The sequence below is a fragment of the Methylomonas sp. MED-D genome, from assembly GCF_050276835.1.
GTDB lineage: Bacteria > Pseudomonadota > Gammaproteobacteria > Methylococcales > Methylomonadaceae > Methylomonas > Methylomonas koyamae_A.
This window is the reverse complement of record NZ_CP189965.1, coordinates 4,803,425-4,822,834: the sequence shown is the minus strand read 5'-3', so window position 1 is coordinate 4,822,834 and position 19,410 is coordinate 4,803,425. Positions and strand designations below refer to the sequence as shown.

General features: G+C 57.7%; 18 protein-coding genes. 14 read left to right on the top strand and 4 right to left on the bottom strand.

Going from position 1 to position 19,410, the window contains the following annotated elements; genetic code table 11:
• Window positions 1-37: 37 nt before the first annotated feature.
• Both ACQE3E_RS21475 and ACQE3E_RS21470 read right to left on the bottom strand, forming a co-directional pair.
• Entirely contained in the window at window positions 38-493 is a 456-nt protein-coding gene (locus ACQE3E_RS21475) for a DUF934 domain-containing protein (protein WP_064029180.1), read from the bottom strand.
• Window positions 480-2,132, bottom strand: coding sequence for a nitrite/sulfite reductase (locus tag ACQE3E_RS21470; RefSeq protein WP_427501047.1), 1,653 nt, complete (start codon window positions 2,130-2,132; stop codon window positions 480-482). Before ACQE3E_RS21470 ends, ACQE3E_RS21475 begins: the two co-directional genes overlap by 14 nt.
• Before the next feature lie 213 nt (window positions 2,133-2,345).
• On the opposite strand from ACQE3E_RS21470, the gene nhaD reads away from it, so the two are divergent.
• Both nhaD and ACQE3E_RS21460 read left to right on the top strand, forming a co-directional pair.
• Entirely contained in the window at window positions 2,346-3,653 is a 1,308-nt protein-coding gene (nhaD, locus tag ACQE3E_RS21465) for a sodium:proton antiporter NhaD (RefSeq protein ID WP_175463725.1), read from the top strand.
• A 41-nt stretch (window positions 3,654-3,694) separates the two neighbouring features.
• The gene (locus tag ACQE3E_RS21460) at window positions 3,695-5,038 is read left to right on the top strand and encodes an AmpG family muropeptide MFS transporter (protein WP_427501046.1); all 1,344 of its coding nucleotides are present in this window, start codon (window positions 3,695-3,697) and stop codon (window positions 5,036-5,038) included.
• A 175-nt stretch (window positions 5,039-5,213) separates the two neighbouring features.
• Here ACQE3E_RS21460 and ACQE3E_RS21455 read toward each other — a convergent pair whose 3' ends face one another.
• On the bottom strand, window positions 5,214-6,281 hold the full coding sequence (locus tag ACQE3E_RS21455) for a lytic transglycosylase domain-containing protein (protein WP_427501045.1): 1,068 nt from the start codon (window positions 6,279-6,281) through the stop codon (window positions 5,214-5,216).
• A 279-nt stretch (window positions 6,282-6,560) separates the two neighbouring features.
• On the opposite strand from ACQE3E_RS21455, the gene ACQE3E_RS21450 reads away from it, so the two are divergent.
• The 6 genes from ACQE3E_RS21450 (at window position 6,561) to ACQE3E_RS21425 (ending at window position 13,435) form a co-directional block, all read left to right on the top strand.
• A complete protein-coding gene (locus tag ACQE3E_RS21450; protein WP_427501044.1) occupies window positions 6,561-7,571 on the top strand; it encodes a hydrolase in 1,011 nt (336 codons plus the stop codon).
• Window positions 7,572-7,689: 118 nt separating this feature from the next.
• Window positions 7,690-8,703, top strand: coding sequence for a GTP 3',8-cyclase MoaA (gene moaA, locus ACQE3E_RS21445; protein WP_427501043.1), 1,014 nt, complete (start codon window positions 7,690-7,692; stop codon window positions 8,701-8,703).
• Between the two features lie 15 nt (window positions 8,704-8,718).
• Window positions 8,719-9,078 carry a YajD family HNH nuclease gene (locus tag ACQE3E_RS21440; RefSeq protein ID WP_064029196.1) on the top strand — a complete coding sequence of 120 codons (360 nt, stop codon included), beginning with the start codon at window positions 8,719-8,721 and terminating at the stop codon, window positions 9,076-9,078.
• Window positions 9,078-9,653, top strand: coding sequence for a DNA-3-methyladenine glycosylase I (locus tag ACQE3E_RS21435; RefSeq protein WP_427501042.1), 576 nt, complete (start codon window positions 9,078-9,080; stop codon window positions 9,651-9,653). The genes ACQE3E_RS21440 and ACQE3E_RS21435 overlap by 1 nt, the downstream gene beginning before the upstream one ends.
• On the top strand, window positions 9,650-10,123 hold the full coding sequence (locus ACQE3E_RS21430; protein WP_064029200.1) for a HugZ family protein: 474 nt from the start codon (window positions 9,650-9,652) through the stop codon (window positions 10,121-10,123). The genes ACQE3E_RS21435 and ACQE3E_RS21430 overlap by 4 nt, the downstream gene beginning before the upstream one ends.
• Window positions 10,124-10,153: 30 nt before the next feature.
• Window positions 10,154-13,435 (top strand): EAL domain-containing protein, encoded by a 3,282-nt coding sequence (locus tag ACQE3E_RS21425; protein WP_427501041.1) that lies wholly within the window; start codon window positions 10,154-10,156, stop codon window positions 13,433-13,435.
• Here ACQE3E_RS21425 and ACQE3E_RS21420 read toward each other — a convergent pair.
• On the bottom strand, window positions 13,428-14,570 hold the full coding sequence (locus tag ACQE3E_RS21420; protein WP_313730348.1) for a hypothetical protein: 1,143 nt from the start codon (window positions 14,568-14,570) through the stop codon (window positions 13,428-13,430). The genes ACQE3E_RS21425 and ACQE3E_RS21420 overlap by 8 nt on opposite strands.
• A 193-nt stretch (window positions 14,571-14,763) precedes the next feature.
• On the opposite strand from ACQE3E_RS21420, the gene ACQE3E_RS21415 reads away from it, so the two are divergent.
• The 6 genes from ACQE3E_RS21415 (at window position 14,764) to ACQE3E_RS21390 (ending at window position 19,296) form a co-directional block, all read left to right on the top strand.
• Complete coding sequence (locus ACQE3E_RS21415) at window positions 14,764-15,729, top strand: ABC transporter substrate-binding protein (RefSeq protein WP_313730349.1); 966 nt, start codon at window positions 14,764-14,766, stop codon at window positions 15,727-15,729.
• 2 nt (window positions 15,730-15,731) lie between these two features.
• Window positions 15,732-16,490, top strand: a complete 759-nt coding sequence (locus ACQE3E_RS21410) for an ABC transporter permease (protein WP_313730350.1) — start codon at window positions 15,732-15,734, stop codon at window positions 16,488-16,490.
• Window positions 16,487-17,230 carry an ABC transporter ATP-binding protein gene (locus ACQE3E_RS21405; protein ID WP_313730351.1) on the top strand — a complete coding sequence of 248 codons (744 nt, stop codon included), beginning with the start codon at window positions 16,487-16,489 and terminating at the stop codon, window positions 17,228-17,230. Before ACQE3E_RS21410 ends, ACQE3E_RS21405 begins: the two co-directional genes overlap by 4 nt.
• A gap of 1 nt (window position 17,231) precedes the next feature.
• Window positions 17,232-17,795 carry an IMPACT family protein gene (locus ACQE3E_RS21400; protein ID WP_313730352.1) on the top strand — a complete coding sequence of 188 codons (564 nt, stop codon included), beginning with the start codon at window positions 17,232-17,234 and terminating at the stop codon, window positions 17,793-17,795.
• Between the two features lie 236 nt (window positions 17,796-18,031).
• Complete coding sequence (locus tag ACQE3E_RS21395; protein ID WP_168028338.1) at window positions 18,032-18,193, top strand: hypothetical protein; 162 nt, start codon at window positions 18,032-18,034, stop codon at window positions 18,191-18,193.
• Window positions 18,194-18,396: 203 nt separating this feature from the next.
• Window positions 18,397-19,296, top strand: coding sequence for a phosphoribosylaminoimidazolesuccinocarboxamide synthase (locus ACQE3E_RS21390; protein ID WP_071159031.1), 900 nt, complete (start codon window positions 18,397-18,399; stop codon window positions 19,294-19,296).
• The last annotated feature ends 114 nt before the right edge of the window (window positions 19,297-19,410 follow it).

Here is a 19,410-nt window from a genome sequence, read left to right as displayed (position 1 = left end):
GTTTAAACGTCCGCCCCGAGTAGTAGTGTGGGTGGCTTCAACGAGCCGAGGGTTGATAGGTAACGCTAAAATCGTTAAACGCTGCCAAGGCGACTTGGGCTTGCGCTTCATCCGCTAGCGCGAAAGTGTCAACGCCCACGCGGGAAAGGTAAAAAACCTGATCCGCCGAAAATTGGCCGACAGCCCTGATTTCGCTCCTGTACCCGTATTTATCGCGCAACAACCGGACCAGGGAAAAGCCTCGGCCGTCCGTGAAGGTTGGGAAATCCACCTCGATCAGCGACAAATTGGGTAGGTCGCCGGCGAGGTCGCCGATATTGTCATCGGGCTCGATGCGCACGCCGGTTTGACCTGTCCGGCCGGAAAGGACGGCTTTATCATTCAGCCAGCGTTGAAGAGTCACGGTGACGTCGCTATCGCCGGGGATCTCGGCATCGTCAGCGAGAAACCGCCAGGCGTCCGTGGTTAATGTACGGTCTTTAATGATTTGCATAAACTTTTGCTTTGAATGGTTCTAGGCCAACGCGGTAGACGGTTTGCAGAAAAGCTTCGTTTTCCTGACGCAGTTGCAAGTAGACATCGAGTATCGTTGTGATCGCGGCCGTAATTTGGGCTTTGGCGATTGCCGGACCCAGGCGTTCGCCGATCGCCGCGTCATTTTCCGACGAGCCGCCGAGCGTGATTTGGTACCACTCTTCGCCATGCTTGTCGACGCCTAGAATGCCGATGTGGCCGACGCTTTGATGGGCGCAGCCGTTCATGCAGCCGGACATATTGATCTTCAGGTCGCCGATGTCGTGGATGTAATCGATATCATCCAGGGCTTCGTTGATTTCCTTGGCCACGCCGATCGATCCGGCGTTGGCCAGCGAGCAAAAGTCCAGTCCTGGGCAGCAGATCATATCGGTGACGGTGCCGATATTCGGCGTGGCTAGCTTAAGCGCGTCCAATTGCCGCCAGAGTTGGTACAGACTGGCTTGCTCGACATCGGCCAGCACCAGATTTTGCCGGTGCGTGCTTCTGATTTCGCCGAAGCTGTAGCGATCGGCAAGCTCGGCCAGTGCGTCCAGTTGTTCCGAGGTAATGTCGCCGGGTGGCGAATCCGGCGCTTTCAACGACACGTAAACCCCGCGATAGCCAGGGATTTTGTGCTCGACGGTATTGTGCTTCACCCACTTCGCAAAACGGCCGTCCTCGGCTTGTTTCGCCGAAAAGCCGGTATCGTCGCCGGTAAAGTCGCGGTAGAGTGGCGGCGCGAATTGGGCCTTGATTTCCTCGATACGCTCGTCGCCGAGCACCAAGGAATCGCGGATTCTGAGCCATTCCTCCTCGACCATCGCCGTAAATTTTTCCAATCCGGTTTCCTTGACCAGGATCTTGATGCGGGCCTTGTATTTGTTGTCGCGCCGACCAAACAAGTTGTAAATCCGCACAATGGCTTCCAGGTAGGACAGCAAATGCTTTTTCTCCAGAAAGCCTTTGACGGTTTGACCGATAATCGGCGTTCTGCCCAAGCCGCCACCCGCCAAAATTCTAAAGCCGGTTTCACCCTGCTCATTTTTTATCAGGTAGACCCCGATATCGTGGAATTGCACGGCGGCGCGATCATGGCCCGCGCCGCTGACCGCGATCTTGAATTTACGCGGTAAATAGGCGAACTCCGGGTGCAAGGTTGTCCATTGCCGAATAAGTTCGCAATAAGGGCGCGGATCTTCTATCTCGTCCCGGCATATGCCTGCCAAATGATCCGAGGTGGTGTTGCGCAGGCAGTTGCCGCTGGTTTGAATCGCATGCATTTGCACGGTCGCGAGCTCTGCGAGTAAATCGGGTACTCGGGAAAGTTCCGGCCAGTTGTATTGAACGTTTTGGCGTGTCGTAAAATGGCAATAGCCGCGATCATAGTCGCGCGCCACCGACGCAAGTTTGCGTAATTGTCGAGACGACAGCAATCCGTAAGGCACCGCGACGCGCAACATTGGCGCGTGCGTTTGGATATAAAGGCCGTTCATTAGGCGTAGCACGCGGAACTGATCGGGGTCCAATTCCCCGTTCAAAAATCGTTCGGTCTGCCCGCGGAACTGCCGGACTCGCTCTTCGATAAGTGTTTGATCTCTTTGATTGTATTGATACATTTAGGTGGGCGGATCGCTTTACTGACTAATTTGATAGGTAATTGAATATTATACTCGCTGGGATTAAATGACAAAGAATATTGTATAGTGGTACCATGCCCGGTTAGATTTTTCCGCTTTTGATAACGACTAGAACATATAGAGGATAAGGGGGCTATCTTGTTGCGCGCACTGTTGATTTTGGCCGGTTTGTTGTTCCTACCGGAACTCGCCATGGCCGAAGAATTTAAGAATCTGGGGCTGACCGGAACCGAGCGGGGCGTCTATACCGTTCTGATTTTCCTGGTTGCATACGGTTTCGTGATGGCCGAGGAATTTACTCATTTGCGCAAATCGAAACCGGTCATATTCGCGGCGGCGGTCATTTGGGCGCACGTGGCGATTTTGGCTCACGACGCCGGCGTATCCGGCGAAGAGCTGCACAGCGCATTCGAGCACGACCTCAAGGAATATGCCGAATTGATGCTGTTCCTGCTGGTGGCGATGACGTATATCAATACCATGGCCGAGCGCAACGTCTTCGAAGCGTTACGATCCTGGTTGATCAGAAAGCAGTTCGGCTACAAACAGCTGTTCTGGATCACCGGCATCATCACCTTTTTCCTGTCCTCGGTAGCCGACAACCTGACGTCTGCCTTGCTGGTCGGCGCCGTGGTCATGGCGGTCGGCGCGGATAACGAAAAATTCGTCTCTGTCGGTTTCGTCAATTTGGTGATTGCCGCGAATGCCGGCGGCGCGTTTTGCCCATTCGGCGACATTACGACCCTGATGGTTTGGCAAGCCGGTTATGCCGAATTTTTCGACTTCTTCAAGTTGTTCATTCCTTCGGTCGTGAATTTCGTGGTGCCGGCGTTTTTCATGGCGCAAGCGGTTCCAAGCGGACAGCCTGAAGCAACCAACGAGGCCGCTGTTGAATTGAAGCCCGGTGGTTGGGTGGTGTGCGGTTTGTTTGGCGTTACCATCGGTTTGGCGGTTAGCTTCAAACAGTTTCTGCATTTGCCGCCGTTCATGGGCATGATGGCGGGTTTGTCCATCCTGATGCTATTCATTTATTACGTAAAGGTTCGTTTCTCCGCGGCTGATGAAGTGCGTCTCGATGTCTTTGATCGGGTAAAAGAAGCTGAGTGGGATACGTTGCTGTTTTTCTTCGGCGTGGTTTTCGCTGTCGGCGGTCTGGGTTACATCGGTTATCTGGAGTTGCTGTCTGCCGCGATGTACGACGGCTTGGGCCAAACCACCGCCAACATCCTGGTCGGTGTGATATCCGCCGTCGTCGATAACATTCCGGTGATGTTCGCGGTGCTGAACATGAATCTGGACATGGACTTGTACCAATGGTTGTTGGTGACATTGACGGCTGGCGTCGGCGGTTCGCTGTTTTCGGTCGGATCGGCCGCGGGTGTGGCGCTGATGGGGCAGTCCAATCATAAGTACACCTTCTTCAGTCACTTGAAATGGACGCCGGTTATCGCCGCCGGCTATGCGGCTAGTATTTTGACCCATTATCTGATCAACGGCTAAGCGCCGTCGGTCGGATTGTCGTTGTAAACCAAGGAAAGCGCGTGTCAAATACTTCTGGTAGTTGGCACAGCGCTTTTTTTGTTTATACCCGGCCGAGGGTCGCGGCGATGATCTTTCTGGGTTTTTCGGCCGGCCTGCCTTTTTCGTTGATTTCGACCACGCTCTCGGCTTGGCTGGCCGACGAACACGTCGATTTGTCGGTCATCGGCTACTTCAGCTTGGTCGGCGTCGCTTATTCCGTCAAAGTGTTGTGGGCGCCGGTGGTCGATCGTTTGCCGCTACCACTTTTGGATTCCTGGCTAGGGAGGCGGCGTAGTTGGATACTGAGCGCGCAACTCGGCATCGCGGTTGGCCTGTGGGCGATCAGCGGTGCGGATGTGGTAGGTCACTTGGCGGATGTCGCATTGCTGGCCGTATTGGTGGCTTTTTGCTCGGCGACCCAGGATATCGCCATCGATGCCTATCGAATCGAGGCGGCCGCTGTCCGCTTTCAAGGCGCGATGGCCGCCATGTATGTATTTGGATATCGCTTGTCGTTATTGGCCGCCGGAGCCGGTGTTTTTTATATCGCCGAATTCGCAAGTTGGCGATTGGCTTACCAAGTCATGGCCGCGTCGATGTTGTTGGGCATCATCACGACGCTGTTGGTCAAAGAGCCGTCTCACACGCAAGCGGCTGAAGAACGGCAGCTGGAAGCATCGTTTGAATCGGCGCTGGGTATTGCCGATTTGTCTTCGCCCCTCAAGCGATTGACGTGTTGGCTGTCGGACGCGGTGCTTAGTCCGTTTGTCGAGTTTTTCCAGCGAAACGGCAGAACCGGGTTGCTGATATTGCTGCTGATCGCGGTTTACAAGATGAGCGACATCGCGATGGGCGTGATGGCAAACCCCTTTTATCTGGAACTGGGTTTCAGTAAAAAGGATATTGCCGACGTCAGCAAAATTTTCGGCTTTTTCATGACCATCCTCGGTACTTCGCTGGGCGGGGTTCTGGTGATGAAGTTCGGTATCATGCGACCGCTGTTGCTCGGGGCGGTGATTGTAGCCGCCACCAATTTGCTGTTCGCCGCATTGGCGGTCGTCGAGCCGGATACCCGCTTATTGGCCGGCGTAATCAGTGCCGACAACCTTAGCGGCGGCATTGCCTCGGCGGCTTTCATCGCCTATCTGTCCAGTCTGACCAATACGGCTTACACCGCCACCCAATACGCTTTGTTCAGCTCGTTGATGACCTTGCCGGCCAAATTGATCGGCAGTATATCCGGCGAAGTGGTCGCGCAGTTCGGTTACCATGCTTTTTTCGTGTATTCAGCCGTGATCGGCCTGCCTGGGGTAGTGTTGGTGCTTGTGCTGATGCGCTTGCCGACGGCCAGCCCGGACAAATAACAGCGGATATGGCGACATGCGATACAAGCTAACTTGCCTAACCCAGGTCCAAGATCGGCCAATGAGCGGTTATTGGCAACCCGAGAAATTCGAATATCGTAGATCTTCAAATCCGCGGAGTTTCCGCTGACCCATTTCAGCCGACTTCGCGCGGCTCGCGTTTAAGCCCTCGCGATCAAAACCCCGGTATGCCAAGCTGCTGGATTTTGACGGCATTATCGCCTTCTTCGTAGGCCAACAATTTGCCGTCCCGCTGCCACAGTTTGAAAGCCAGGGCGTAGGACAAAACCCGGATCGGATAATCGCGCGGCAAGGTTTGCAGATAGGGTTGCATGGTCACGAAGTCGGTCGCGCCGTATTGCTGCATGATGAAGCGCAAACCGCCGTTGCGCGGGCCGATGTTGTACGCCAGCAAACCCAGAAATAAATCGCCGTGCATTTCCTCTAGATAGTGCTTTAACGTGGCCGCCGCCAAATAAGCGTTATGGCGCGGATCGTTCACTAGCGGTTCCGTCACATCGAGTAAATCGGCGGCTCGACGAGTGATGAACTGAGGTACCGCAGTAATCTGAAACAAGCCTTTTCCGCCGTCATGACTGTCGCGCGGTAAAAAGGACGATTCGGTGGCGGCCACCCCCAGCAACAGGTGCTCGTCGACGCCAATGGAGTCGGCGGCTTCGCGGATCGCCGAACGGTAGGCGTCGGCGCGTTGCAGCAGTTTTTGCAGGCCGCCGATTTCGTGGCGACGGTAAGCGGCATAAACCTGGTGAGCCAGCGTCACTCGCTCCGCCTCGGACTTGCCGCCAACCAACGTGCGAAAGTGGCCGAACACCGGGGTATAGCCGTCGTGGAACACAAACCAGAGCATCCCCAACGCCAGGCTCAGCGCCAGGCCGGCCGGCAGCTGCGCCAACCGCCGCGCCAATGGCACGCGCAATTGGTACCAGCCGACCAACAACAAGGCCGCTGTCACGATCAACGCCACGACGCCGCCGGCAAACGGTAGCAAGCTGCTAAAAAATCCCGAGCCGGATAACCAGCTCGCTGAATAGCCCAGCACCACCATCGTCGCCAACACGGCGGCCAAGCCCAAGCCGACGGCCTCGGCCGCCAGCAAACGCCAGTCGGATGGCGGGGCCGGCGGCGGCTTACGCCGAGGTTTGCGCGCGGATGGCCCCGCAGGCTTCGGTTTGCGAGCCGGCGCGGCGAGTTTCTTGGGCTTAACGGCAACGGGTCTGGACATCGTGAGCGAATCGGGTGCGGGTTCTGGCATTGTGGCCGGTAAATCGTCTATGCTCGTCGGTCAACGCAACCAGCTTGAGATGAGATCATGGTAACACCAGGCCGACCGGGCGGCGAATCGGCCGATTACCGAACGAATGTTTCAATGATGTCCTTACATTCCAAACTGACGGCCTCGGTTGAGCGGCTTGGTCCCGATTGGGTTCTTGGTCGCTCGGTTGGCGATTCTCGGGACGCCTCCGAACCGTTTTGCGGTTCGCCTGAAATGCCGCGGTAGTCAATGTCCAACGAATTCCGCCCAGCTTGGTGGCTGAACAACCGCCATTTGCAAACTATCTATCCAGCCTTGCTGCGCCGCGTCGAAGCACCGATCGACTTGCGGCGCGAGCGATTGGAGACGCCGGACGGCGATTTCGTCGATTTGGATTGGCTCTACGACCGGCAACCCACACTGACGATCTTGCTGCACGGCCTAGCCGGCAGTAGCCGTTCGGGTTATATCGTCGGCGTGCAGCGGCGACTCCATCAACTCGGCATCGGCAGCGTAGCCCTGAATTTTCGAGGTTGCGGCGGCGAGATGAATCGGCTGGCGCGCTGCTATCATTCCGGCGACACCGAGGATGTGGATTTTCTCTACCATACCCTGCGCCGGCGCCTGCCGGACACCGCGTTGGCGGCCGTCGGGTTTTCGCTGGGCGGTAACGTATTGTTGAAATGGCTGGGAGAACGGCGTGATTCGATTGAGTTGTGCGCTGCCGTCGCGGTGTCCGTGCCGTTGATGTTGAATCTGTGCGCCGACCGCTTGGATCGCGGCCTATCCAGAATCTATCGCGATTACCTATTGCGCGAGCTCAAACAATACATCGTCGCCAAGCGCCGCCATCTGCACCGCCTAGGCCGTATCGAACAAGCCGGCTTGCTCGACGACTTGGGCGATCTGGCGCCGATCCGTTCGTTTTGGGAATACGACGACCGGGTGGTGGCGCGGCTGCACGGTTTCAGCGACGCGCACGATTACTACCGACGCTCCAGTTCTCGTCAATTTCTCGGGCACATCGGGGTGCCGACCTTGATCCTGCAGGCCGAGGACGACCCGTTCATGACGCCGGCGGTGCTACCGGCCGCCGCCGAGTTGGCGTCCGGCGTGACGTTGCAGGTTTGTGGCGGCGGCGGCCACGTCGGCTTCGTAGGCGGCCGTTTGCCGTGGCGGCCGGCATTTTGGCTGGAGCAACGAATCGGCGATTTTCTGCTCGCGCACTTACCGGAAAGTCGCCGCGAAACCGGCGGATAACTGAACCCATCCCGTCCACCACGGTCTATCGCCGGACTCTCAGAGGAGCTTGGTCGCCGCAAATAGCCGCCGCGCGACTCTGTGGTAGAATTTTGGTCTCTTTTCCCGGACGATTTCGATGGGCTCCGTACAAGCGATTAGACCCTTCCAACTGACAGACCGCTTCGGGCGGGTCGTCAATTACCTTCGGGTATCGATTACTGATCGTTGCGACTTTCGTTGCGTGTATTGCATGGCCGAAGACATGACGTTTCTGCCGCGCAAGCAAATTCTCAGTCTGGAAGAAATCCAGTTCATCTGCGAAGCCTTCGTCGGCCTTGGCGTGAACAAGATTAGGGTCACCGGCGGCGAGCCGCTGGTGCGTAACGGCGCGTTGGATTTATTGCGCAACATCGGCGCCATACCCGGCCTCGACGAATTGGTCTTGACCAGCAATGGCTCGCATCTGGCCGATATGGCCGGCGACTTGCATGCCGCCGGCGTCAAACGCATCAACATCAGCCTGGACACCCTGGACCCGGTCAAATTCAAAGCCTTGACCCGTACCGGCGAACTCGGCCAAGTGCTGGCCGGCATCGAGGCCGCCCGCTCGGCGGGTTTCGAGCGCATCAAGCTGAATGCGGTCGTCATGAAGGATCGCAACCACGCGGAAGTCGGCGATCTGGTGCAATTCGCGGTCGATCGCGGTCTGGACATCAGTTTTATCGAGGAAATGCCGTTGGGCAAAGTCGATCAACACCGGCGCGGCGACAGTTATTATCCCAGCGAGGCGATCCGCGCCGACTTACGGCCGCGCTTCAAACTCGAAGCCATCGCCGACTCGACCGGCGGCCCGTCGGCGTATTTTCGGGTGGCCGGCAGTACCAGTCGGGTGGGTTTTATCTCACCGCTTAGCGCCAATTTCTGCGCCGCTTGCAATCGGGTGCGCCTGACCGCCGAAGGCAGGCTATTACTGTGTCTGGGCAACGAACATTCGGTCGATTTGAAGGCGGTGGTCCGCGAGCATCCGGGCGATTTGGCGGTCTTGCAACAGGCTATCGTCGCGGCGATGCGCATCAAGCCGGAAAAGCACGAATTCAACATCCATGAACAGCCGGTCATTCTGCGGCACATGAGCGCGACCGGCGGCTGACCCAGGAGTATCGACATGTCGGACAACAAAGCTTATCACATCATCGCCGAGGCCCGGCGTTACAAGGAAGAGCGCGAAAAAGGCTACCGCGAGCAAGCGCTGAAATTGTTTCCGTGGATTTGCGGCCGCTGCGCCCGCGAATTCGACCACAAGAACTTGCGCGAATTGACAGTGCATCACGTCAACCACGATCACGACCATAATCCGCCGGACGGCAGCAACTGGGAATTGCTGTGCTTGTATTGCCACGACAACGAGCATCAACGCTATGAGGAGCAAGTGCGCTACGGTAGCAAGGGCAGCTCGGACGGCAAGTCGCCGACCGCTACCTTCAACCCCTTCGCGGATCTGAAAAAGCTGATGAACAAAGACTGATGGCCGGCAAATGCGTCTGGGCGCTGGCCAGCGCCAACGAAGAGCATTACCACGACCACGAATGGGGCGTGCCGCTACACGATGACCTGCGGCTGTTCGAGTTTTTGATTCTGGAAGGGGCTCAGGCCGGCTTGAGCTGGCGAACGATACTGGACAAGCGGCCGGCTTATCGTATCGCCTTCGACGACTTCGATCCGCTGAAAATCGCCGCCTACGATCAGGGCAAAATCGACAGCCTGTTGCAAAATCCCGGCATCGTCCGCAACCGACTGAAAGTCCTGGCCGCCGTCGCCAACGCCAACGCCTTCTTGGAGGTTAAGCAAGCCTATGGCAGTTTCGACCGCTATATTTGGGGTTTTGTCGATGGCCGGACCGTGCAAAATCGCTGGCGCGCTCACGCCGAGATTCCGGCCTACACTGAAGCATCGGCGCGAATGAGCAAGGATCTGCAAAAGCGCGGCTTTAAATTCGTCGGCAAAACCATCTGCTATGCTTATATGCAGGCGGTCGGCATGGTCAACGACCACACCGTCGATTGCTTTCGCCACCCGCAACTTTCGCCCGCCCTTCAATGAATTCACCGCAACCGGACGCCGAATGCCTGGCCTTAATCGCGCGTCTGGATAGCTTGATGCTGGCGACCCGCTCCGAACAACATCACGCTGAAGCCAGTTACGCGCCGTTTCTGTTCGATCGCGGCGCGTTCCACATTTTCGTTAGCGCCTTGGCCAGTCATACCGGTAACCTGCTGACGCATCGTCGGGCCGGCGTTCTGCTGATCGAACCGGAAGCGGACGCCGCGAATCCCTTCGCCCGGCGCCGGGCCAGTTTCGAGTGTCGGGTCGCGGAAGTCGAGGCCGATAGTGGTGAATACGGCAGCGTGCTGGATTCGATGCAGCAACGCTTGGGCGCGACCGTGGCATTGCTGCGAAGCTTGCCCGATTTTCGGTTGCTGGCGCTGACCCCTATCCACGGCCGGTATATCGCCGGCTTTGGCCAGGCTTACGATTTGGATACCCGCCGTTTCGGCGAATCCGCTGATTAGAGGCTTTCGACCTAAAACAGCGCCTCTATCATGCCTGCCGCACTGAAACTTATATTGGCGAATTTGACGGTGGCGCTGGCGTATTTCGTTGGCGGTTACCTGGGTGGCCTGCTAACGACGCCGCCCAACTACGCCAGCCCGGTGTGGCCGCCGGCCGGCATCGCCCTGGCCGTGACGCTGGTTTACGGCAAAACCATCCTGCCCGGATTGTTCCTCGGCGCGTTGGCCGCGCAGGTCCACGCCTTTTTAAACCCAACGCTATTCGAAGATAATCTGGCTCCATTGTGGTTGGGCGCTACCGCCGCGCTCGGCGCCTGTGGCCAAGCCCTGCTGGGCGCTTTTTCGATCCGGCGCTGGCTGGGGCAATTCAATCCCTTGATGGATAGCCGGCACATCGTCAGTTTTTTTGCATTGGCCATCCTCAGTTGCCTGGTTTCCGCGACGGTCGGCTGTACCTACTTGTTCAGCAGAGGATTGGTCGCGCCGGCCGATCTGGCCTTCAATTGGGGCGTTTGGTGGGTCGGCGATTCGATAGGCACGGTGATTTTCGCGCCGCTGTTGTTACCCTTCATTGCCGCGCCGCGCCACGTTTGGCGGCGTCGGCGGGTGTCGGTGGTGATGCCGCTCCTGGTCTGCGTCGGTTTGGTCGCCGCCGCCTTCGAGTTTAACCGGCACCAAGAGATTCAACGTCTCCGGGATGGCTTCGGCAAGCAAACCGCATTGCTGAGCGCGACGCTGCGCCAACACATCGCCGATCACCTGTCAGTCAACCGCACGTTGCGGGCGCTATTCGACAGCAACAAATTCATCGGCCGCGAGCAATTCAATGTGTTTGGCAAAGCGCTGCTCGAGGCGCATCCCGAGTTTTTAGCGCTGGAATGGTTGCCGCTGGTGCGCGCCGAAGATCGACTGGGTTTCGAAGGCCAGTATCGCCTAGATGTACTCGAGTATTCCGCCGGCGGCTGGTTGGCCGCCGAACACCGCCCTTACTATTTCCCCCAACTCTATCGGGTCGGCGCCAGCCAGCCCGATGGCTTCGACGCCGCGAGCGAACCCGAGGCCGCCGCCGCGATTCTGACGGCGGCGGGCAGCGGCGAATCGACATTGGCCCGCCGCGGAGATCGCGCTTGGGCGCTGTATACGCCGGTATACGCCAGCGGCGTCGGTCGGTCCGCGTCCGAACGCCGAGCCGGATTAATCGGTATGCTCGCCAGCGTGTTCACGTTGAGCGACGAAATCGCCCATCCGCGCGCGCTACTACCGGACAGTCGGCTGGTTCTGGCGATCAAGGAGGGCGATACACCGCTATTCGACAATCAAACCCAGAACCGCTTCGACAGTCTGCATTTGCCTGCTTTCGAAAAACGAGAAACCATCGCTTTTGCGGACCGTCTTTGGACCTTGATTTATCGGCCGGCGCCAGAGTTCTATGCGCTTCAGCACACCTGGGACGCGCGTTGGCTGCTGCTTGGCGGCTTCGTGTTCTCGGCCTTGACCGCGTTCGGTCTGATGCTGATCACCGGCCGTACCGCCAGGGTAGAGGAACTGGTGGCGCTGAAGACCCGCGACCTGCTACGCAGCAATCAAGCCCTGAACATCGAGATCGAGCGGCGCAAGCAGCAGGAGAACGAACTGCGCGTCGCCGCGACGACGTTTCAGTCCCACGAGGCCATCCTGATTGCCGATCCCCACGGCGCCGTCGTTCGGGTCAACGACGCCTTTACGGATATTACCGGTTATCCGGCCGAGGAAATCGTCGGTCGCCATGCCAGGCTATTATTGAGCGGCACGCCGGCGCGCAAGATTGGCCGCGGGATTGTTCGCGCCCTGGCGGACAAGAACCAATGGCAAGGCGAGTTTTGGAGCCGGCATAAGGACGGCAAGCCCTTCCCCGGCTGGCTGACCGTGACTGGCGTCCGCGACGACCAAAACTGCTTGTTGAACTATGTGGCCATATTTTCGGACATCAGCGAACAAAAAGCCGCGGAACGGGAAATTCACGAGCTGGCGTTTTACGACCCGTTAACCGGCTTACCTAACCGCCGTTTGCTACTGGACAGGCTGAAACAAGAAATCGCCGCCGCCAAACGTCAGCAGACCTATGGCGCGCTATTTTTTCTGGATTTGGATCATTTCAAGCATTTGAACGATTCGCTCGGCCACAATGTCGGCGACGACTTGCTGACCCAGGTGGCCCGGCGCTTGCGGAATATTATCCGCGAAGAAGACACTGCCTGCCGGCTGGGGGGCGACGAGTTCATCGTCATGGTGCCCGGCCGTTATCACTTGATGGAACAGGTCAGCGATCACGCCGCGATGCTGGCGGAAAAAATTCTGCAGACCATCAATCAACCGTTTCAAGTCTTTGGCGGCGAACACCATTTTTCGACCAGCATCGGCGTCACGCTATTTCCGGAGGCGACCGACCAACCCGAGGCGGTTATCCAGCAAGCCGACACCGCGATGTACCGCGCCAAGGCCAACGGCCGCAACAGTATTAGCTTTTACCGGCCGTCGATGCAGCAGTCGGCCGATCGGCGCCTGACCTTGGAAAAGGAGTTGCGCCAGGCGCTGAAGTCCCGCCAGTTTCTGCTGCATTACCAGCCTCAGGTCGACCACCTGGGCCGGGTGTTGAGCGTCGAGGCGCTGATCCGCTGGCAGCATCCGGAAAAAGGCATGATTTCGCCGGCCGAATTCATTCCGGTTGCCGAGGAAACCCAACTGATTCTGCCGATCGGCGAATGGGTAATCGAAGAGGCTTGCCGGCAAATCCGCCGCTGGGATCAACAAGCCGTGCCGGTACGCCATATCGCGGTCAATGTCAGCTCCCGGCAATTCCGCCATGCCGGCTTCGTCGCGCGCATTCGCCACATTCTGGCCGAAACCGGCATAGATGCCAGCCGCTTGGTCCTCGAATTGACCGAAGGTTGCGTCATCAGCGACATCGACGATACCGTCGAGAAAATGCGCGACCTGCAAGGCATGGGCATCCTGACCTCGATCGACGATTTCGGGGTAGGCTATTCATCGCTGTACTACCTGAAGAAGTTGCCGATTTCCCAATTGAAAATCGACCAAAGCTTTGTCCGCGACATCGCCGTCGATCCCAACGGCGCGGTGATTGTCGAAACCATCATCAACATGGCCAAGAATCTGGGCTTGAACGTGATTGCCGAAGGCGTCGAAACCCAGGAGCAAATCGAGTTTCTACAGGCCAAGGGCTGCTTGTCCTACCAAGGGTTTTATACCGGAAGACCGGCGTCCGCCGACAGCTTCGGCCGGCGAACGCATCCGGCCGCGCCGCTTACCTGACGCAAGTCGTGGTCGGCTTGGTCCGCAACCAATTGGCCAGGCGATTGGCGGCGCTTTGCATGGCGTCGTCCTTGAAACGCATGCCGCTATAGGCCAAGGCCCGCCAGACTTCGCGGGCATCCACCAATTTGTCGCCGCCCAAAATAGTTTCGCCGCTCCAGCACGTGCGGGTATTGCCGTCCGAGTGCAGCACGCCGTCGTCGCCGACTCGGGCGGCCAGCCACTGCGCGGCCAGCTTCAAGTCGGCTTGCAGGGTCTCAGTATGAACGCCGTCATAGCCCGCCATCAGCAGCTCATTGATCTGATTGATCGCTACGGCTTGATAGTGGGTATCCCAACCGGATTTCTCGATGAAATAGCCGGCGGTACCGTCGAACTTTTCCAAAGCGGTTTCCAAGTAGCCTTCAACTAAATTCAGCGCGAATTCGTCTTCGAACAGGGAGCCGCAGGCTTGATAAGCCACGGCATCGAACAGCAAGCGATTTGCCGCGTAAAGGTCGGCGTTGTACAAGGATTCGTCTTGAGACTCCAACCAGGCCAGCGACCGGGCCAGGGCGGCGCTGACCGTCTTGCGCTCGGCATCGCTTCCGACTTGGATCGCTGTTTCGCTCGGATATTGATTCAGCGCCTTAACCGCCAAACAGGACTCGCCGAGAAAAAAACTGGCCGCTTGAGCAACGATACCCGGCGTGATCGTGTAGCCTCGCATCGATTCGGGCAACTGGAACGGCACGCTGCCGTCCACGCCTATTGAATCGGCTCCCACTTTCATTGCCATGAAAGCCTTGCGGGCGTCGGCCAAGCGTCCGGCCGCCAACAAGGCGCGCGTGGCCTTGCCGCTATACAATTGCCAACGCGGGCTGAACATGCCGTTCCATTGATAGTTCCGTCCCAGGAAGTAGTTACCGGTCGGTGGAATACCCGGTGTAATGAAGGAAAGACTGTCTTTTAAGAATTTGCCGTAAACCGCGCCGTCCGAGGTTTTGGGTTCGATCGTCGCGCCGGCGGAAGGCGGCGAAGCTTGATTGAGTTGTTCGATCGACATATCCCATTCCGGTGGCACTAGCAGCCAGGCGATGGCTATCGTTAGAATCGCCAACAAGCCGCTCGCCCAAAGTATCCTAGTTTTATTCATACGTTCTCCTGATGTTTCGTTGTAATTGCATTTGGCTGCCGGGCTACTCCGGCGACGGCTGTCCCGAAACAGCGCGAAATTTAATGTTAGGCGCTCCAAATTCGCGTTTGTTGCATGCCCGCGCAACAAACCTTCTCCAATCGGCGGCGGCTGAGCTAAAATCCGCGCGACACAAAACTTACGACTTAAACCGATGAACGTCAAAAATTGTTTACTCAGCGTAGTGTTTTTATGCATTGGCAATGCGGCGTATGCCGATAAGACGCCCATTCGCCTGGGTACCATGGCGGCCGGTACCCTGAACTGGGAATTGGCGGCGATGCGCGACCAGGGCTTGCTGGAAAAAGCCGGCTTCAGCCTGGAAGCGGTGGCGATCGCCAATCAGCAGGCCGGCAAGGTGGCATTGCAAGCCGGCGCGGTCGACGTCATCGTCTCGGACTGGATTTGGACTTCCGCAATGCGCGCGGAAGGCCACGCCTACAGTTTTTATCCCTATGCCGATACCTCCGGCGTGTTGTTGGTCCCGGCGGATAGCCCGATCAAAACCCTAACCGATTTGCCCGGTAAAAAACTCGGCGTGGCCGGCGGCGAGCTCGATAAGAACTGGCTGTTACTGCAAGCCTTGGGCAAGCAACAGCAACTCGACTTGAACGCCAGCGTCGAGAAAGTCTACGCCGCTCCGCCGTTGCTCGGCCAGCAATTGCAGAGCAAGCGGCTGGACGCCTTGTTGACCTATTGGCAGTTCGCCGCGCATCTGGAGAGCCTCGGTTACCGAGCCTTGCTTAGCGGCGAAGACATCATCGCCAAACTCGGCATTACCGAAACCGTTCCCAGCCTGGGTTACGTGTTCAAACAGGACTGGGCTGATTCGCATAAGACCGATTTCTTGCAGTTTCTGACCTTGAGCCGGCAAGCTCGCGATACTTTGTGCAGCTCCGATGCCGCCTGGCAAAAAATACTACCGCTCACCGACGCCGCGACGCCGACCGAGCAAGACCGCTTGCGTCAGCGCTATTGCCAAGGCCGGGTGGAAGCCTGGGGCGCTCCGCAACAAGACGCTGCTCGGGCCATTTTCACGCTATTGCACGGCTTAAGCGGCAATAAGTTGACCGGCGGCGCCGATCGTCTCCAAGCCGGGACATTCTGGTCGACCGACTGACCGTGGCGGTACCATTTCGCTTGCCCCGCATTGCGGTGCCTCTGGCCTCGCTGGCGCTCCTGATCGCGCTGTGGAGTCTGGTCGCCACGGCGGCGGCCAATCCCAGCCTACCGCCGCCTAGCCGTGTCGCTGTCACCCTTTACCGGGCAGTAGCTTCCGGCGAATTGCCTTATCACTTAGGCGTCACGCTACTACGCCTGTCGATCAGTTTTACGATCGCGATGTTGTTGGGCTGCGGACTGGGCTTGGTACTCGGCCGGCATAAACAGCTGGATGCCTTTTTCGACAACTGGTTGGTGTTATTTTTGAACATCCCAGCCCTGGTCACCATCATCCTATGTTACGTCTGGTTCGGTCTGTCCGAATCCGCGGCGATCCTGGCGGTCGTCATCAACAAATTGCCCAACGTGGCGGTGACGATACGCGAGGGCACCCGCGCGTTGGACCGGGATTTACTGGACATGGCCCGCAGTTACGGCTTCAGTCCCGCCAAAACCCTGCGGCACGTCGTCTGGCCGCAACTGCATCCGTTCGTGATGAGCGCGACCCGCTCCGGTCTGGCGCTGATCTGGAAGATCATCCTGGTCGTCGAGTTGCTCGGCCGCGGCAACGGCATGGGCTATCAATTGCATCTGTTTTTCCAGTTGTTCGATGTCGCCAGCTTGTTGGCTTATACGATTGCGTTCGTCGCGGTGATTCAACTCTTGGAATGGCTGGTGCTCAGACCGCTGGATGCCAAGGCGCGACGGTGGCGGCGATGACCGATATAGAAATCAGCGTCCTCGACAAGACTTACCGACCCGAGCATGCCGACGACCGCCAGCATAAGGCCATCGCCGATTTGCAGCTTCGGGTGGCGCGCGACCAGTTCGTCTGCCTGCTGGGACCGTCCGGCTGCGGCAAAACCACGCTGCTGAACATGATCGCCGGCCTGGACAGCCAGTACCAGGGCCAGATTCGTATCGGCCGCCTCGCGAGCCGGCCGAGAATCGGCTACGTGTTTCAGAGTCCCAGATTGCTGCCGTGGTACGACGTGCGCCGCAACATCGAACTGGTCTTTCCCTCCAAACCGCCGATCGAATTGATCGATGCCTTGCTGGACGCGATGCAACTCCGCGATGTTCAGCACGAATTTCCCGAGCGCCTGTCGCTCGGCATGCAACGTCGGGTCGCGATCATACGCGCCTTCGCGATCGATCCGGACTTGCTGTTGATGGACGAACCCTTCGTGTCGCTGGACGCGCCGAGTGCCCGTCAGGTCCGTAACCTGTTATACACGCTGTGGCAACAGCGCCCGCACACCGTGTTGTTCGTCAGCCACGATTTGCGCGAGGCCATCGCATTGGCCGACAGGCTGATTTTTTTATCCCCATCGCCGATGCGCATCGTCGCCGACATCGTGGTCGACATTCCCCGGCCGCTCCGAAATGACGAAGTTCAAATCGAAACCTTCCGGGGCACTTTGTATAGTCGGCATCCCCAGATCGCCGACCTGCTGTAGCGTGAAAACCGTAGCCGCCGAATGGGCGGTCGAAGAACTCATCAAAAAATCGCGTTTCATCGGCGTCGTTTGCCCCTGCTCCCGGGAACGCGATGCGCTGCTGTTTATAGAGCGTTTGCGCGTCCAACATTCCGGCGCCAGTCACGTCGCGTTTGCCTACCGAGTTCTCGGAGCGGACGGACTGATCGGCCGCTGCAACGATGCCGGCGAACCCAGCGGCACGGCCGGCAAGCCGATTTTTCAACACTTGGACGGTAAGCAATTAATCAACCTGTGCGTCGCGGTGGTGCGTTATTACGGGGGCGTCAAGTTGGGGGCCGGCGGTTTGACCCGCGCCTATGGCAGTCTCGCCAAGCAGGTCATCGACGCCGCGCAAATCGTTGAACATATCGAATTCGCCGAGTGCGAACTATCCCTGGATTACTCGCGTCTCCAAATGCTGGACTACCATTTGAAAAAGCTGGACGGCGTTATTGTCCACCAAGATTTCGCCGATTCGGTGACGTTGCGCGTCAAGCTACCCAAACACCAACTCGCCGCGCTTCAGGCGCTGATTCGGATTTAGCCCGTCAATCAAATGGCCACGCGTGGACGCCGGAATCATACCGGTCGCAACCTAACTTATTCTGTTGCGAATCATCAACATTCAATTTATATCTGGCACAGATGACAACTTGATGGCAACATTGTATCCAAATTTGAAACAAAGCATCTACGGATTGCTGTATTGTAAATAAAACGCTTGGGCCTTATAGTGAAGTCGTGTTCATTGCATTCGACTGTTTCAGTCTAGGAGTCCAAATGAAATCATCCAAAAACCTTTACCGTGACATTCTGACCGGCCTGTTTTTCACGACCGGCGTGTTTGGCTTTATGTCCGGCGAATTCGTGATTTCCACGATGCTGTTTGGAGCCGCCACGATCTCGAGCAACCTCGATTTCAACGGCTCGTTTCGCGCCTAGTTTTTAGTTGTACCTCCTCGTTGTTTTTTAAGCCGTTCGTTCCATAGCTCTGTGCTTGTCCGCTGCCCCTCACTCCGGGGCGGCGGGTCTTTTTCGTTACTCTCCCCACTGGTTTCTCTATTCGCCGCTCCAAGCCGGCGCTGCCTAGCTCCGTCGCTTGATGGTAAAATCTTCGAATATTCACTGCAGACCACGCCAAACCAATGACGACCGCCCCCGCCGCACTTTACGAATCTTACCTGCCTCATCTTAAACTGCTGGGTCGCGGCAAGGTCCGCGATATGTACGAAATCGACGCAGAACATTTGCTAATCGTCACGACCGATCGGATGTCGGCCTTCGATGTGATCATGCCGGACCCGATTCCGGGCAAGGGACAAGTCTTAACACGGGTGTCCAACTTCTGGTTCGCCCGGATGCGCGACATCATTCCCAACCATTTGAGCGACGATTTGTCACTGGCCGACGTGATTCCGGACCCGGCCTTGCGGGCACCCGTCGAAGGCCGGGCGATCATAGTCAAACGGCTCAAACCATTGCCTATCGAGGCCATCGTCCGAGGCTATCTGATCGGTTCCGGCTGGAAAGACTACCAGCGCACCGGCCAGGTTTGCGGCATCGCGCTCCCTGCCGGCTTGCAACAAGCGCAGCAACTGCCCGAACCGATCTACACGCCCTCGAGCAAGGCCGAGGTCGGCGTTCACGACGAAAACATCAGCTTTGCCGATACCGTTAACCTGGTCGGCCGCGAAGTCGCCGACCAGATTCGCGACGTCAGCATCCGGCTTTACAGCAGCGCCGCCGAATACGCGCTGGCGCGCGGTATTATCATCGCCGACACCAAATTCGAATTCGGCCAGGACGACAGCGGCAAGGTCTATTTGATCGACGAAGCGCTGACGCCAGACTCGTCGCGCTTCTGGCCGGTCGAGCAATACCAAGTCGGCATTAGCCCACCCAGCTTCGACAAGCAATATTTGCGCGATTACTTGGAAACCCTCGACTGGAACAAAACCGCCCCCGGCCCAAAACTCCCCGAGGAAGTCAGCCGCAAATGCGCCGAAAAGTACCGGGAAGCAGAGTTGAAGTTGGTCGGAGTCTAGCAGGCCAATACTGAGGTCGGCGCGGCATATCGACGGGCCGACCGAGCTTTCAGGATTCGAATAGTTCGAGCTAGGGCGCGTATCATACGGATAGTCGAAAAACTACGATACTTC